We start from the raw sequence: 14,257 nt of genomic DNA, 5'->3' as shown, positions 1-14,257 counted from the left end.
CTCACGGCCTGCCGTCAGCGCTTCTGGCAGGTTCCATAAATAATATTTCGATTTTCTCCGAAGAAGACGTTCGGCTCGTAAACGTCGACGTCCATACTGGCGTTGATGATATCCCACATGTCTTTTTTTGAGCGAAGCAGCAGCGGCCAATTCATGAAAGTCTCCATGTATCCGTCGTCACTGATGTCGCTGTTGAAATTCGCGAACAGGAAGAGGCCCCCGGGCTTGAGCATGTTCAGGCACGTCTGGGTCAGTCGCACAGCAGCGGCTTGGGGCAAATAATCGTACAGCCCGGCCGCATAGATGAAGTCGAAGTGGCCCAGCCGGTAGACTTCTCCGAGTAGCCCCTTGACTGACCCGTTGACGGCTTCGACAGCTGTTCCTGCGTAGTCCTGAACCATCGAGCCAACGCTTAACGGGTCTTGATCCAGCGCCACCCAACGACCAAGGCGACGCTCTTGCAGTGCTGATGAGCACTCCCCTTCCCGCAGGTGTCCGCCGGCGATCGCCAGGATCTCGGCGCCGCCTTTTCGTTGGGCGGCAACTCGGTCGACATATTGCGTCAGCAGATCGCGTCTTTCGCGGACGGCCGCCGCTGCAGGCGCGTTGCTCGTATAGTTGTATACGGCGCGACCGAGCGGCGTCGCAGCGGCCACGAGCGGCGTAACGCTGGGGTGGCCGTAAATGAAATCCAGGAGCTTGGCATCCCCCGAATAGCCTCGCGGCTTTTCGAATGACCAACTGGTGAATGGGTCCTGGTGCAAGTATGCCGACACCGGATGGTTCTGAACCAAGGGTATGAGCTGCTGCCATACCGCCGGCAGGAGTCGCGTGCGCATCTCGTGCAGCGTCCGAAACAAATAACCAACCGCCTGCTCGACATGGCCCTCGTTCTTTAAGCGATCTAAGGCGACCCCCAAGGCAAGGGCGAGCGTCGCTTCGGCGTCGACAAGGCTTTTGCGGTTGCCTGCAACGCCCGAAGCGTCTGCACTAGCCGCGATAAGGTCCGGCGTGATCAGAGTTTCCCCATCGATTGGGGCCCGCTGTTGGTTCATTTCGGATTCCCCGGTATGGGACCGCTGCGAAATAGGCAGCGGTCACAGATTCTGACCGGAGGGGATGATTAAATTCTTAGGTTAATTTTCACTTAATTAAACACGACAGAAAACACGTACGCGTACGCGGACAATTTTGTCAGTCCTATCTCAATTATGAGAGAGTAAGATTTTAACTGAGGCGTTAACAGGAACGCTGATCAACTTCGTTACAATCCCATATCTGTGGTCAGCCGGCAGAGAACCTGATCGAGGACTGATGAAGCCTGGCACCCGCAAAAATCTAAGAAACTCACTTCCCAGAACGCCTTTCGGCAGCGGGCATGAAAGAGGTGACCGCCTGAGCCGGCACGGGAATCTGGTAGAAGCGGAGCTCGCCAAGCCCTGGTACGCTTCCCGTTCAGCATCGCTGGTTAAGGTCTACAATCGTCGACGAGAGCCCTATAGGCGGGCAGACGCACGCTATACAATGTGGGTCGCGGTTGTTATATACATCTCGTTCGCGCTTCTCGATTTTGTACTCATTCCCGATGTAGCCGAGGCGACAACTGGCGCGCGGATTCTGTTTGGGGCAGCCGCGTTTTGTATAGTAGAAGCCTTCATCAAAGCGGGCGCTCGCGCAAGCCATCTTGAAGCAACCTGCGCCGGAATTATTGTAGCTTGCTACGTTGCGTGGCTTTCTATCGCCGTATACAGCATACACACGTTAAGCGTTTCTTATTACATGGTCTTCGGGACAATCTTTATGATGGTCGCGAGCCTTTTGTTTAATTTCAAACCTATTTACGCAATTTTTGCATCAATATTGGTGACATTAGCTTTTTTTGTAGCTATGATATTCGTAATTACGGTTTCGCTGAATTATGCACTTGCTTTCAGTACATTTTATCTCTCATGTTTTTCCTTCACAGCTTACGTAAATTGGAAACTAAACCTCGAGCGGTACAGAGTTTTCCTGAACGCTTTCCAGGCCGAGAGGCGTCAGGAGGAACTGGCAGAACGCCGTGATACCCTCCTCCGTTTGTCCAACACCGACCCCCTAACCGGCTTGATGAATAGGCGGGCCATAGACGAAAAGCTTCGGCAGTTCTGGAGCACATGGCTAACTACCAGCACTCCATTTGCAGTCGTCCTGGCTGACATCGATTTTTTCAAGAGCTTCAACGATTATCATGGCCACCAAGAGGGCGACCGCTGTCTAGTTTATGTGGGGAAGGCCCTACAGCGGGCGATTGCGCCTTACAACGGCTTGATCGGACGGTACGGCGGTGAAGAATTCATCATCCTCGCCCCATTGGCCGATGACTCTCAGCTTAAAGCCCTTGCTGAGACAGTGCGCTCGGCGGTGGCAGACATAACCGTAACCCACCCGCATCGGAAGGACGGCGAAAATATCGTCACCGCGAGCGTCGGCGCGAGTATGACCCGGAGGCAAAGCAGTTCGAAGGTCGAAACGCTCCTGAACGAAGCGGACCGAGCTCTTTACAGCGCCAAAGCGAGTGGGCGCAACTGTGTTCACCTGTTTGATCCAAGTGATCCGAAAAGCGGAGATGACAGCGAAGCGGTAGCCGCCTTGCTCCGCACAGCAATTGATCGGCATCTGGTTTCTTTGGTCTACCAGCCCATCCAAAGCCTACCCTCGGGTCGCGTCGACGCGGTTGAGTCGTTGATGCGCCTTCGAATGCTGGATGGAACCGACGTTCCGCCGAGCGTCTTCATTCCAATCGCAGAACGAACAGGCGCGATCCTTGAGTTGGGGCGTTGGGCGATTGACACGGTCTGCCAAGAGCTTTTGAGCAACAGGCATATTGCGTTCGCCACCGTAAACATCTCGGTCGTCCAGCTGAGAGCACCCGGATTCTCGAAAACGGTTGAGGATATTCTTAATGAGCGGCGGGTTCCCGGTACCAGACTCGCTATTGAGGTGACTGAAGGTCTGGATCTTGAACTGAATTCCGAAGTGCTGCGCAGCATCGGCGCGCTAAGGCAGCTCGGAGTCCGGATATGGCTCGACGATTTTGGTACGGGTTTTGCGGGCTTATCTTGGCTCCGGCTAATCGACTTTGATACCGTTAAGATCGACCGCTCCTTTATTAATAATCTTAGTAACACCCGCGATGCAACGATGTTGAACGATATAATCGCTTTAATTCGTAACCGAGGGCCCCAGATACTGGTGGAAGGCGTAGAAACATGCGAACAGATGAAAATACTAAGTAATTACGAAGTTGACTACATTCAGGGGTATTATGTAGGACGCCCTGTCCCGTCAGCCAATGTAGAATCTATAATCGCTCCACAAGGCCTGCAGATGTCGAATTCACTTTGATGTTTACCTCACTGTTGCAGCCATCTGAGTTGCACCAGGGTAAACGGGTTCGACGGTGCCCGCTGGCGTGAACGCTTGAGGGACAGTTTGAGCGCCGAAAGCCGGGCACTCTAGCCTGCCTTCCGCAATAGCGCGCTAGGGGTCGTAGGCGCCGACGCGAGTGCACGGCCAAAGGGGTGCTCCGCGACCGCGAAGTGCCGCTCTGCTGCCACAGCGATCTCCTCACAACCACTTCCTCCCTGTCGACCTGTCAGACGGCCTTCAAAATTGACACCCGATCGGCGTCTAAAATAGCTCCCTACGGCGATGGCTGTACGCCGGGTCACACTCGAAGTTCCTAGATCGGAGACAATTTCCAGTCGGCGAGAGGGTGGTTCGAGGTGGCGACCACGACGTCATCCGAGCCCGGATCGGGATGAACAGCGGAGTATGTTCCACCGCTTCATCTGACGTTGGGGATCAGATGCCTTGAGCTAGCTGGCCGGGCCGCAACCGCCAAGCCTAACGTTCATGTCGCCCGGAGAAATAGGCTCTGGGTGAGAAACTTCGTCGACGAGATGCGGGTCGGCATCAAGGTCTACGTCACCACCGAGAACCCAGCATTGGCGGTCTCATTTTTCCGGCTCATCCGTAGGAGCCCCTGAAACTTAGCTCATGTCTTCAGACGTGTGCGCTCACCGTCCACGCCCTAGTATTGAGCGCAATTGAGCCGTCTTCGCGCTGGGGCAGCATCTTCGAGAGCTTATCCCGCAGACGCTCACGCTGCTCGGGATCGAGCCCGGCACAATATCCAGGGGCCGGTCCTGCCCCTTACGTGAACGGCAACCAGTAGTCCTCGAAGTCGCTGAACACCGACGGCGCCTCGATGGCCATGCACTCTGGGAAGCGCAGTCCGGCCTCACGAGCGAGTGCGATGAGGCCCTCAGGGGTGCAGAAGGGAAAGCGGCTGTTCTGGGTCAGATCCCGCACTTCTGGATCAAGCTCGACTGCTGCGGTCCGAAAAGTCCGCATGAACTCAATCCCTCCGCCCGGGTAATCCCAGACATAGAAGGCGACCACCCCGTCCCTCCGGACGATCCGCATCATGTCTGCAAGCGCAGCTACCCTATCGGGGATGAAGTTGAGGACCAGACCACCGACCGCTACGTCGCGGCTGGCGGCCGACATCCGCGCCAGACTGGCTGCATCGCCGATGCGGAAACGTACACGCGGATCGGCAACTCTTGCCCGGGCCAGCGAGATGAATCCTTCCGAGGGGTCGATGGCCGTCACGCCTGCCGGTGCGCAATGCCGAACGATGGCCTCCGTCAGGGCACCGGTCCCGCAGCCGACTTCAAGCCAATCGAGTCCCTCTGGCACTTCGAGCCAATTCAAAAAGCGAGATGCGATCGGACGGCTCCATCGGCCCATGTAGGCGTCGTAGCTTTCCCCGGCCTGCCAGGCATCGTGACGAGTAGACGCAACCATCGAAACTCCTCGGAAATGCGCTTCCCGCACCCGGCGGCCCGAAGTTAATGGTCGTCCGATCACGAGGCGCCATTCCGAAAATCAGCGCCGAACCCCAATCGTGAGGAGATAGGTGCGCGGAACACAAATCCCGACCTCGTTTGCGAACTGCTCATGGAATGCCACGAACTCTCGCCGAAGATCCTTCCTCCGCTCTTCGTCCAGGCTCGTCGCGAGCGACCTAGTCGGTCCATAGTTCGTCGAGAACGTCTCCCATGCGGCTTCGCCGCTGTGCTCCCGATAGTACGAAATGCCATCCTCGAACTTCAGGTCGAAGGCATCGCCCAGAAGCTTTTTGACCCGCTCGCGCCTTCCCCATTCGAACGGTGATGGCGGCGCTGGTTCCGGAGGTGGGACCATGTAGGGCTTCATCACTTTGAACATCTCGAAGACATTGCTGTCCGGAAGCCAGGTCGTTAGGGCCACACGTCCTCCAGGCTGGGTGACGCGAGCAAGTTCGGCGGCCGCGGCTTCAGGACGGCTTGCGAACATGATCCCGCAGGTGGATATCACCGCTGCGAACTCGCCATCCGCGAAAGGCAGCCCCTCTGCATCCGCGACGCGATATTGAGCGCTCACGCCTTCTGCCGCAGCTCGCTGCCGCGCTGACCCTATGAGATCCGAACCGAGATCAACCCCGATCACGCGCGCACCCCGTCTGGCCACGAGCCTCGACGTCCAGCCGGTTCCAGTCGCGAGATCCAGGACATGCTCGTTTGGCTGCGGGTTCAACCGCAATACCGCATGCGCGATCGAGTCTGCGATGCCGCGGCTGATTTCTTCGTAACCGCTACCTGCTGAATTCCACACTCCGGCGGACTTCTGATTGTGCTGCTGGATGGCGGGGATCGATGTCGCACTCATCATCTGTCCTCCACAGGATCCGAAGGCACCCGCCCATAATCCATTGGAACAGTGCGTAGTCGCCCGTACGGGAGGAGCCGTTGATGGGATCACCCGCTGACCGAGCCTTACCCAAATTAGCTGCCCCGACTTCGGCGGAATTGTGAAGGGCATCGGGCAGGCCAGACGACGCGAAAATCCATCACCGCGTCAGGGTCGCGCAGGGCGGCCACGGCCGCAGGGTCGTTCACGTCTGTCGGAACGGCGACAACCTCCATACCAAACTTCCTGCAGCCCTCCGCCACCTTCTCCAGCGCGTCCCGGCCGCGCGCAGCCAGAACCAGCTTTGCTCCCGAGCGGGCAAAGGCCTCTGCCGTCGCCTGCCCGATCCCGCTGGATGCACCGGTCATGACGGTGACATGACCGCGTGAGCCGCTTCGTTGCATTGACAGAGACCTCTTCCAGATGCGCCAGCCGCGTCGCAGTTGAACGATTCACTCTCAATCCGATCCACCAAATGCCGGGACTTAACACCTGGCGGAAGGCCATGTCCGTTCCCGGTCGGCCATGGCGTGAGCATGGTTGATCTTCTCGAAAATGCAGCCGTCACGCCAGGCAGCGACCACCGATAAAACGTGGACCATGACGGAAAGTCTCTCGGCAGCCGGCTCCAGGCGCACGCAGGCGTCAGCCCCCGGCCTCCTTCTCGGCCCCGGCCGGATTTACCATTCCGATCGCGATGTCCGTCAGCAGGTCATCGGCATCCTTTTCCTCCCCGAGTATGCCACTCAGGATCTGGTGATCGTTGTCGAGCCCGAGGATCTTGGCGTAGGTGGCGAGCGTGCCGTAGACGGCGATCTCGTAATGCTCGATGCGCTGGGCCGAGGCGATCAGCGCCGCGTCGCGAAGCGGCCCCTCGACGACCATGTCGGCCATCTTCTGCGACTGCTCGATCAGCACCTTCATCGACTGGTCCTCGTGCGCCTTCAGATCCGCACCGGCCTCATTTAGGAGGGCCTCGACGCTGCCCAGCTGTTCCCGCGTTGCCTCGAGGTGCTGCTCGAACGCCTGCCGCAGCTGCTCTTCCGACGCTGCCTTTGCCATCTTCGGTAGGGCCTCGGTCAGGAGCGCCTCGAAGCTGCGCGCCTCCTGCAACTCGGCGATATACAAATCTCTAAGTCCGCTGATCGCCATCGTGACCTCCTTCGTGGTGAGCGGGAAAGGCCTGAACGCTTCGAGAGTTGCATGATCGGCTTCGCCGACGCGGTTGTTTCGACGGTCGGCTGAGGAGCGTCGGCCGGCGCTGCGAGCCAAAAGCCGGAGATCGCCGCAAAGCCGCGGGTTCTGTTCCGAGGAACCTTCCCGAGGTGGAACGCGCGACTGAGGGATGTTTTGCCCATCTGCGCATCTGAAACCCAGCAGGCGCGTTGTGCGCAGAGGAGGGAGACACCGAATATGCAGAGAGAGCCAATGGAGCAAATCTGGAACAGGTTCTTCGGCGCAGGCGAGATGATCTTTGCGTTGATCGGAAGCTGACATGCAGGACGAGGCAATTCTCTATCCACCGCTGGACGTGCCCAAGAAGGTCGCCGAGGGCATCTGGATCGTCGACAGTGGCCCTATCCGCCCGCTCGGCCTGCGGTTGCCGGTCCGCATGACGGTGATCGGTCAGGCCGACGGCGGCCTGCTCCTCCACTCTCCGACGAGGTTCGACGCGGCGCTGAAGGGTGAGATCGAGAAGATCGGCCGCATCGCGCACCTCGTTGCGCCTAATAGCGCGCACTGGACCTTCCTGAAGTCGTGGCAGGAACACGTGCCGGATGCCGTGACATGGGCGGCTCCCGGACTGCGGGACCGTCGGCAGGTTCGCCGTTCAGGCGTCAGGCTCGACCGCGATATCGTTCCTGGCGCCGCGGACTGGCCGCAGGAGATCGTCCCGATCATCGTTCCCGGCATAGGCAGCTTCGCGGAGGTGGCGCTTTTCCACCAACCGAGCCGTACGCTCGTCCTCGTCGATCTGGTGCAGAATCTCGAGCCGGGTAAACTGCCGCGGGCGTCGCGAATTCCGGCGAGGCTAGCCGGCGTCACGGCGCCGCACGGGCGGGCTCCGATCTATCTGCGGGCGGTCGTAAGAGCCAAGGGGCACGACGCGAAGGCGGCGGCGCGCCATATTGCGGCGCTGGAACCGGATCGCGTCATCTTCTCGCATGGTGCCTGATTCGAACGGGATGGCGCAGCCCGGCTGCGTCGTTCGCTCGACTGGCTGCTGCGATAGGTCGGGCGCACGGCGCCGCGACCGTACAGGGGTCTTGGAGCCTCTGTCGAGGCCGTCCATGCCGACCTTGCCACGATAGAGGGTGTCGACAAGCTCTGCACCGCCATCGGCGTCCGCCCGTTCGGGGTGCTCCTCGCCAGTGTCGGCGTCGGACTCGGCGGCGGCTTTCTCCACCAGGATTTCGGCCGGATCCGGCGCGTCATCGACACCAACATCACCGGAACCATTTATCTGATCCAGAAGGTCGGAGCCGACATGAGGGCCCGGAACCGTGGCAAGCTCCTGATCACCGGCTCGATCGCCGGTTTCACCCCCGGTAGCTTTCAGGCCGTCTACAACGGCACGAAGGCGTTCCTCGCCAGCTTCGCCTTGGCGTTGCGCGACGAGCTCAAGGAGACCGAGGTGACGGTGCCCTGCCTGATGCCCGGCCCTACCGACACCCAGTTCTTCCGCCGCGCCGACATGCTCGATACGCCCGTGGGCCAGGCAAGAAGGACGATTCCGCGATGGTGGCGCAAACAGGCGTCGACGCCATGATGAAGGGATCCGGAGACGCTGCAAGCTGCTAGAAAAACCAGCTCCAGTCGACGCTCACCAACATTACCCCTGACGGCCTGATGGCCGAACAGCGTCGCAAGATGGCCGAGCCGCACACCGACCGCTGATCCCGGTGCGCTGGCACGGATAAACGGAGGCGATCGGCGCGCGACGTCGACCGCCTCCGTTGCTCCAGGGCGCGCGCGGTAGGCTAGCACTTTCGTCCGCCCGCGTGTTTCGAGCACTCGGCCCGATGCAGTCGGAACCGCGACCTGCCGCCATGGTTCTGCGCGAAATGGTTTAGGAGACCGGTCGATGCAATATCTGGACGAAATCCTTGAACTCTCGCGGCAGAGGCCCCGTGGGCCACTGTCGCGGTGGTTTGACGCTCGGCTGCGCGAGCAGGTCGAGTCGGGGCACTTCCTGCCGCCGTCGGACCTCCGGGCTGTGGGAGAGCGGCTGATCGAGCAACTCGTCGGCTACCGGGAGCAGGCCGGCGTCTCGACCGCCGTTCTTGGCATGTCCGGCGGCGTCGACAGCGGGGTGACGGCGGCGCTGCTGAAGGAGGCCGGCTGGCGCGTGGTTGGCTACACCCTTCCTATCGAGCAGGATCCTACCGAGACCGAGCGCGGCACCGAAGCATGCCGCGCGCTAGGCCTGGAGCACCTGCATCTCGATCTGTCGCAACAATACAGGGACGTGGTCGCGGGGCTGGGATCTCTGGACAAGGAACTGCCCGCTTCGGACACTGAGCCGCTGCGCACGAGGCGCGGCAATATCCGCGCACGGCTGCGAATGGTCACTCTTTACGATCAGGCGCATCGCTGGGGCGGCCTGGTGGCGAGCACCGACAACTTCTCGGAACTTGGCGCGGGTTTCTGGACCCTCCATGGCGACGTCGGCGACCTTGCACCGGTGCAGTCGCTGCTGAAGTCATGGGAAATACCCTGGATGGCGCGCGAATATGCCGTACCGGAGCGCACATGGCGCGCAAAGCCGACTGATGGGCTCGGCATAGGCGAAGGAGACGAGGCGCAGATCGGCGCAACCTATCTGGAGTGGGACATAGCCGTCTTCGCGGTGGTGGATGCGCTGCGCCAGAACCCTTCACTGACCGCGGAAGAGCTTCCCGAGGTCCTGGGGGCTGGCGATGATCCGGTGGCCGTACAAGCTATCGGCGCCGTTTTGAGTCGGCTGCGCATGACGTGGTTCAAGCGGATGAACCCGGTCATCTTCGACCATCCGCGGGCGGACCGGCTGGGGATACTGGATCTGATCGATGACCGCCTGTTCCGACCTGCCGTTCTGCGCGACGACCGTGCTCTCGCCTCGTTCTCGGGAGAAATCGCAGCGCTGGGCCAGCGCCTTGCCCACGCCCTCGCCGAGAGGCCCATGCGAGTTGTCACCGCCGAGTCCTGCACTGCCGGGCTGCTCGGCGCCTGCATCGCCGCCGCCCCGGGAAGCTCTTCGGTGCTCGAAGGCAGCTTCGTCACCTACCGCCCGTCGATGAAGATCGATGCCTTAGGCGTTTCCAGCGCGCTGATCGGTGATCGGACAGTCTATGACCCGGAAGTGGCCAGCGCGATGGCCGAGGGTGCGCTGCAGCGCGCAAAAGGGGCCGAACTGGCGATCGCGATTACGGGCGTTGCTGGTCCGGAGCCGGATCAGGGCAAACCGGTGGGCCTGGTGTACATCGCGACGCTCCTCGCGGGTGGAACGCCACAGGTGACCGAGTGCCACTTCCGGGGCCAGCCGAAGGAGATCGTGACGGCCGCGATCCGAAAGGCACTGTCCCTAGGTCTGGCCGAACTGGCCTGAGCGGGTGCACATGCGCTTCCTGTGGTTTTTCCACCGGCTCAGCAGCGTCGAGACGCTATGGAGTTCCGATGGAACAGGTCGTACGGTTCTCCTCCTCCCTCACCGAGGACAGGTGCTATCGGATCTTGATCGAGGCGGTCACCGATTACGCCCTGCTGGACTCCGACGGCATTGTAGCGCGGCGGATTTCTGCCTACCCGTCGCCGAGGCGGCGCCCCAATCGCAGGAAGAGCCGGTTCGGGCGCAATCATCGGTACCGGCTACGTCCAAGCTCATCTCGCAGTGGACGACGATCCGCTGGTGCTCATGAGCATGGTGGTAATGCTGGAGGACACGGGCACCGCGCGTGTTCCAGCGACCTCCGGAGCCGAGGCACTTACATCCTCAGGATTGAAGAGGCTGTAAATAGGTCATCACCGATCAAGCCATGCCACGCATCGCCGGTATGTAACCCACCGAAGCCATTTGGGCTAAGTGGCCAGACATCCGATGATATTGGCGACCGACTACGCAGAACTGCCCTGGGGCGCGAACCAGGGGCTTTTGAAACTCACTAAACCGTTTCGGGCGGCGAATTTGCCGTCGTGGCCTAGGCCCTGGGATTAGTACCGTAGCAAACCACCGCGGTTGGGCTAACTAGCCCATACCCCCAAGGTATACCGAAGTTCAGCATCACCACCTTCTGCCTGATGCCGCATTTCGGTGGCGGCCAGCATGATGAACTTGCGGCGAGCTTCTTTGCAGCTAGCTACCAAGCTATGCCTGCCCCAACTCAGGCGAAGCCGCGAGAGGCGGAATATCGCCGCCCAAACAATCCGGACGTCCCATGCAGGAACCACGCTCTTTGCCTGCAGTTGGCGATGGATCCGGCAAAAAGGAGGAGCACGCTTTGGCCCGCATCGGCTTTCACGCTTCGCATGAACAGTTTCCGCCCTCCCAGCTTCTGCGCGCCGTGCGGATGGCGGAACAGGTCGGCTTCGATTGCGCGATGTCGTCGGACCACTTCAAGCCTTGGGGTCCCGCCCAAGGTCACTCGGGCTTCGCTTGGTCCTGGCTCGGCGCAGCTATGTCGGCCACTGCCCTCCCCTTCGGGGTGATCTCCGCCCCGGGATACCGTTATCATCCCGCCGTGATCGCCCAAGGGGCGGCGACACTCGCTGAAATGTTCCCCAACCGGCTCTGGCTCGCCCTCGGCAGCGGCCAGCGGCTGAACGAGTCGATCACCGGTCAGCACTGGCCGAGCAAACGGGAGCGAAACGACCGGCTGAAGGAATGCGCCGACGTGATCCGAGCCCTGCTACAGGGGGAGACCGTCACGCATCAGGGGCTCGTCACTGTCATCGATGCCAAGCTCTACTCGCTCCCCGAAACACCGCCTTTGCTACTCGGGGCCGCGGTCAGCGAAGCTACGGCCGAGTTCGTCGGCGGCTGGGCCGACGGGCTGCTGACCGTCAGTACGGAGCCTCGCCAACTGAAGAAGGTGGTGGATGCATTCCGGCGCGGTGGGGGCGAAGGCAAACCTCTCCACCTGCAAGTCGGCCTGAACTGGGCGCCGACGGACGACGAGGCGACGGCCGCGGCACACGGCCAGTGGCGCTACAACGTCCTCGGCGGACAGGTGAACTGGGAGCTGTCCTCGCCGGAAGACTTCGATACCGCGACTCGGCATGTTCGCCCTGAGGACATGCGGAATGCGGTACTTGTCTCCTCGGATCTCGGACAACACGCCGCGTGGCTCAACGAGTTCAAAGGGATCGGGTTTTCAGAACTGCTGCTACACCAAGTAGACCAGAACCAGCTACGGTTCCTCGAAGCCTTCGGCGAAAAAGTATTGCCCCAGCTACGGTGACGTCGGACGGGCGCGGGCTGCTATAAGGGCGTATCGGTACACCAAAGCTTTCGAGAATTCCGATCCCGGAGCATTTGGTCCGTGGCGGCCCCTTTTTGCTCAGTAATGCAGTCACGCCTGAGTGGAGCACTTTGAACGTGGTCGGGGTCGTGGCGGTAGAGCAGACGGTCAACATCGAGACCGGCGAAGTCCTGGAGGAGCCAATCGTGCTCGTTCGGCATGGCGAGGTGCCTGCGGAGGTCGCGGGAGAGTAAAGGTATCACTCCAGCCTGGGGGCATCACATCTTCTCCCCGTTGTACAGCCGGTGGATGACGTTGGCTTTGCCGAGGCAGCCCATACACACGGTTGAGTAACCGTCCCTTACCGAGCACAGGGCGCGACCGATATCCTGCGGGAAAGGATTTATGCACCAAGAGCGAAGCGCAAGGGCAGCCAAGAGTGCAGTCTCCGGCTTCAGGCGCGCGACCTTCCGGTGGCGGAAGGCAGTCTCGAGCCGGTCGGCGATCTGAAGCAGGGAGCGAGTCTGGTCCATCGCTCGTTGAAGAACCAAGCGGGAACGTCGTCAAGGGTGTTAACCATAATGGGATATGCTCCGGCGGCGGCACCGGATTGATTCGACAACGCAAACCGATCTGTTAATCAATCGTTAAGATTCTAATCAATGCCTCTTGCGTCGCGAATTCACCCGCCATGATCGCCCGTCTGCTCGCCCAACTTCTGGAGCCCGCCGAAGATATACGAGACGAGGTGACGTCTTTTCTCGCGACCTATCAGGATCCGCGAGACGCTTGGATGGAGGCACGCGGGCGGCGACAGGCTGCCGAGGGCGTGGCGCAGTGGAGCGCCGATATCGAGTGGCGCCATCGCAGCCTCTACTGGCGCCGCGTAATGGGCGAAATAGAGCGTCAGACCGGCTACCGACACCAGCCACAGATGCCGACACTGCCTTTAGAACAAGTCTCGCAGTGAGCAGCTAAACTAGGATGTAGCACGGCCTCAGATCTTGGAGCCAAAGACCTTCTAAAGCTAAGGTCGAGGTGGATAAGCGGCACCGGATCGCGACGGCGGAAACGTGCGGCGCCACGCTGTCCCGCACGATGATATTCATGACTTAGATCAGGAAGGGTGGGCCTAGTGGGGATTTTCAGATGGCTGTTCGGGCGCGGAATAGCCGCACAGCCTGATCGGTGGCTCGACGAAGTGATAGTCGACGGGGACGGTAGCTTCGACTTCAGTATCGTTGGCGAGGCCAACTACCAGAACCAGCTTGATAGCCTCTGTGGCGGACGAACCAAGACCGGTCACGAGATGGAATGCATGGCAATTCTGGTCGAGGAGCCGACCAATCCCTTTGATCCGAACGCTGTAACAGTGACCATTGACGACCTGACGGTCGGCAATCTCGCGCGTCGCGATGCGGTCGCTTTCAAGAGAGCTTTGGCGAAAGCGGGGTTCACCGCGATGCCCGTCAGCGTCGAGGCATTTATTGTTGGGGGCTGGGATCGGGGCTTCAGCGACCGCGGGCATTATGGGGTCAAGCTAGACATGTGCGAGCCGTATCGTTTTCGCCGCTAGGCACTGTTCTCGGCGATGTTAGGTTCGCAGAACAGAGACAACGCACCAAAGTGATTGGCCAGCTTGCCGCCGACGGAACCGTTCCGGAGTCTGGCGGTTGGCCTATACTGGGGTCAGTTACCCTCTGCCAAACCTACCTGTCAGGCATATCGTATGTCCCAGAGGGACACCCTTCCGGCTGCGGTCGATTTCGAGAACCGGGGGTCGCTTTCTGGTATCGGTGACGTGCACTTGCGCAAGCTTGCCGCGGACTGCGATGCCTGGTGCCTCTGGATGGAGGAGTTCCGGGCAGCACTGTCCACCCCCGCAGGCCAGACGGAGTGGGACGTGCTGATGCGTCACGAGCAGGACGAAGTTACGGCGGCGCACCGCCGGGTCCAAGATGAGATTATCGCCAGGGAAGAGACGCGCCCCGCCACCTCCCGATGACGGGGCGCTACGGACGCCAACTTGAGGACTCGGCATCCGG

The 14,257-nt window shown here is 60.5% G+C and carries 12 protein-coding genes and 1 pseudogene; 8 read left to right on the top strand and 5 right to left on the bottom strand.

What is annotated here, in order from left to right:
• Positions 1-14: 14 nt before the first annotated feature.
• Positions 15-1,055 carry a class I SAM-dependent methyltransferase gene (locus GGR03_RS18685; RefSeq protein WP_183210285.1) on the bottom strand — a complete coding sequence of 347 codons (1,041 nt, stop codon included), beginning with the start codon at positions 1,053-1,055 and terminating at the stop codon, positions 15-17.
• A gap of 259 nt (positions 1,056-1,314) precedes the next feature.
• Between GGR03_RS18685 and GGR03_RS18680 the strand changes: the two genes are divergently transcribed.
• The gene (locus tag GGR03_RS18680; RefSeq protein ID WP_183210284.1) at positions 1,315-3,384 is read left to right on the top strand and encodes a putative bifunctional diguanylate cyclase/phosphodiesterase; all 2,070 of its coding nucleotides are present in this window, start codon (positions 1,315-1,317) and stop codon (positions 3,382-3,384) included.
• Positions 3,385-4,194: 810 nt separating this feature from the next.
• On the opposite strand, the gene GGR03_RS18675 is transcribed toward GGR03_RS18680, so the two are convergent.
• The 4 genes from GGR03_RS18675 to GGR03_RS18655 all read right to left on the bottom strand — a co-directional run bounded on the left by GGR03_RS18675 (position 4,195) and on the right by GGR03_RS18655 (position 6,927).
• A complete protein-coding gene (locus tag GGR03_RS18675) occupies positions 4,195-4,851 on the bottom strand; it encodes a class I SAM-dependent methyltransferase (RefSeq protein WP_246368230.1) in 657 nt (218 codons plus the stop codon).
• Positions 4,852-4,932: 81 nt separating this feature from the next.
• The gene (locus GGR03_RS18670; RefSeq protein WP_183210283.1) at positions 4,933-5,754 is read right to left on the bottom strand and encodes a class I SAM-dependent methyltransferase; all 822 of its coding nucleotides are present in this window, start codon (positions 5,752-5,754) and stop codon (positions 4,933-4,935) included.
• Positions 5,755-5,870: 116 nt separating this feature from the next.
• Positions 5,871-6,143 (bottom strand): SDR family NAD(P)-dependent oxidoreductase, encoded by a 273-nt coding sequence (locus GGR03_RS18665; protein ID WP_425486724.1) that lies wholly within the window; start codon positions 6,141-6,143, stop codon positions 5,871-5,873.
• Positions 6,144-6,420: 277 nt separating this feature from the next.
• Complete coding sequence (locus tag GGR03_RS18655) at positions 6,421-6,927, bottom strand: YciE/YciF ferroxidase family protein (RefSeq protein ID WP_183210281.1); 507 nt, start codon at positions 6,925-6,927, stop codon at positions 6,421-6,423.
• A gap of 343 nt (positions 6,928-7,270) precedes the next feature.
• Between GGR03_RS18655 and GGR03_RS18650 the strand changes: the two genes are divergently transcribed.
• The 7 genes and pseudogenes from GGR03_RS18650 to GGR03_RS18620 all read left to right on the top strand — a co-directional run bounded on the left by GGR03_RS18650 (position 7,271) and on the right by GGR03_RS18620 (position 14,217).
• Positions 7,271-7,951, top strand: a complete 681-nt coding sequence (locus GGR03_RS18650) for a DUF4336 domain-containing protein (protein ID WP_183210280.1) — start codon at positions 7,271-7,273, stop codon at positions 7,949-7,951.
• Positions 7,948-8,673: pseudogene (locus GGR03_RS18645) on the top strand (SDR family NAD(P)-dependent oxidoreductase). The gene GGR03_RS18650 and the pseudogene GGR03_RS18645 overlap by 4 nt, the downstream one beginning before the upstream one ends.
• A gap of 187 nt (positions 8,674-8,860) precedes the next feature.
• Positions 8,861-10,363, top strand: coding sequence for an NAD(+) synthase (nadE, locus tag GGR03_RS18640; RefSeq protein ID WP_183210279.1), 1,503 nt, complete (start codon positions 8,861-8,863; stop codon positions 10,361-10,363).
• Between the two features lie 889 nt (positions 10,364-11,252).
• A complete protein-coding gene (locus GGR03_RS18635) occupies positions 11,253-12,212 on the top strand; it encodes a TIGR03885 family FMN-dependent LLM class oxidoreductase (RefSeq protein ID WP_183210278.1) in 960 nt (319 codons plus the stop codon).
• A 691-nt stretch (positions 12,213-12,903) separates the two neighbouring features.
• Positions 12,904-13,182 (top strand): hypothetical protein, encoded by a 279-nt coding sequence (locus tag GGR03_RS18630; protein ID WP_183210277.1) that lies wholly within the window; start codon positions 12,904-12,906, stop codon positions 13,180-13,182.
• Positions 13,183-13,347: 165 nt separating this feature from the next.
• Positions 13,348-13,788, top strand: a complete 441-nt coding sequence (locus GGR03_RS18625) for a hypothetical protein (RefSeq protein ID WP_183210276.1) — start codon at positions 13,348-13,350, stop codon at positions 13,786-13,788.
• Between the two features lie 153 nt (positions 13,789-13,941).
• The gene (locus GGR03_RS18620) at positions 13,942-14,217 is read left to right on the top strand and encodes a hypothetical protein (protein WP_183210275.1); all 276 of its coding nucleotides are present in this window, start codon (positions 13,942-13,944) and stop codon (positions 14,215-14,217) included.
• The last annotated feature ends 40 nt before the right edge of the window (positions 14,218-14,257 follow it).

Source organism: Aurantimonas endophytica (genome assembly GCF_014196845.1).
In the GTDB taxonomy this organism is placed as follows: Bacteria; Pseudomonadota; Alphaproteobacteria; order Rhizobiales; family Rhizobiaceae; genus Aurantimonas; species Aurantimonas endophytica.
This window is presented reverse-complemented; position numbering and strand designations above follow the sequence as displayed.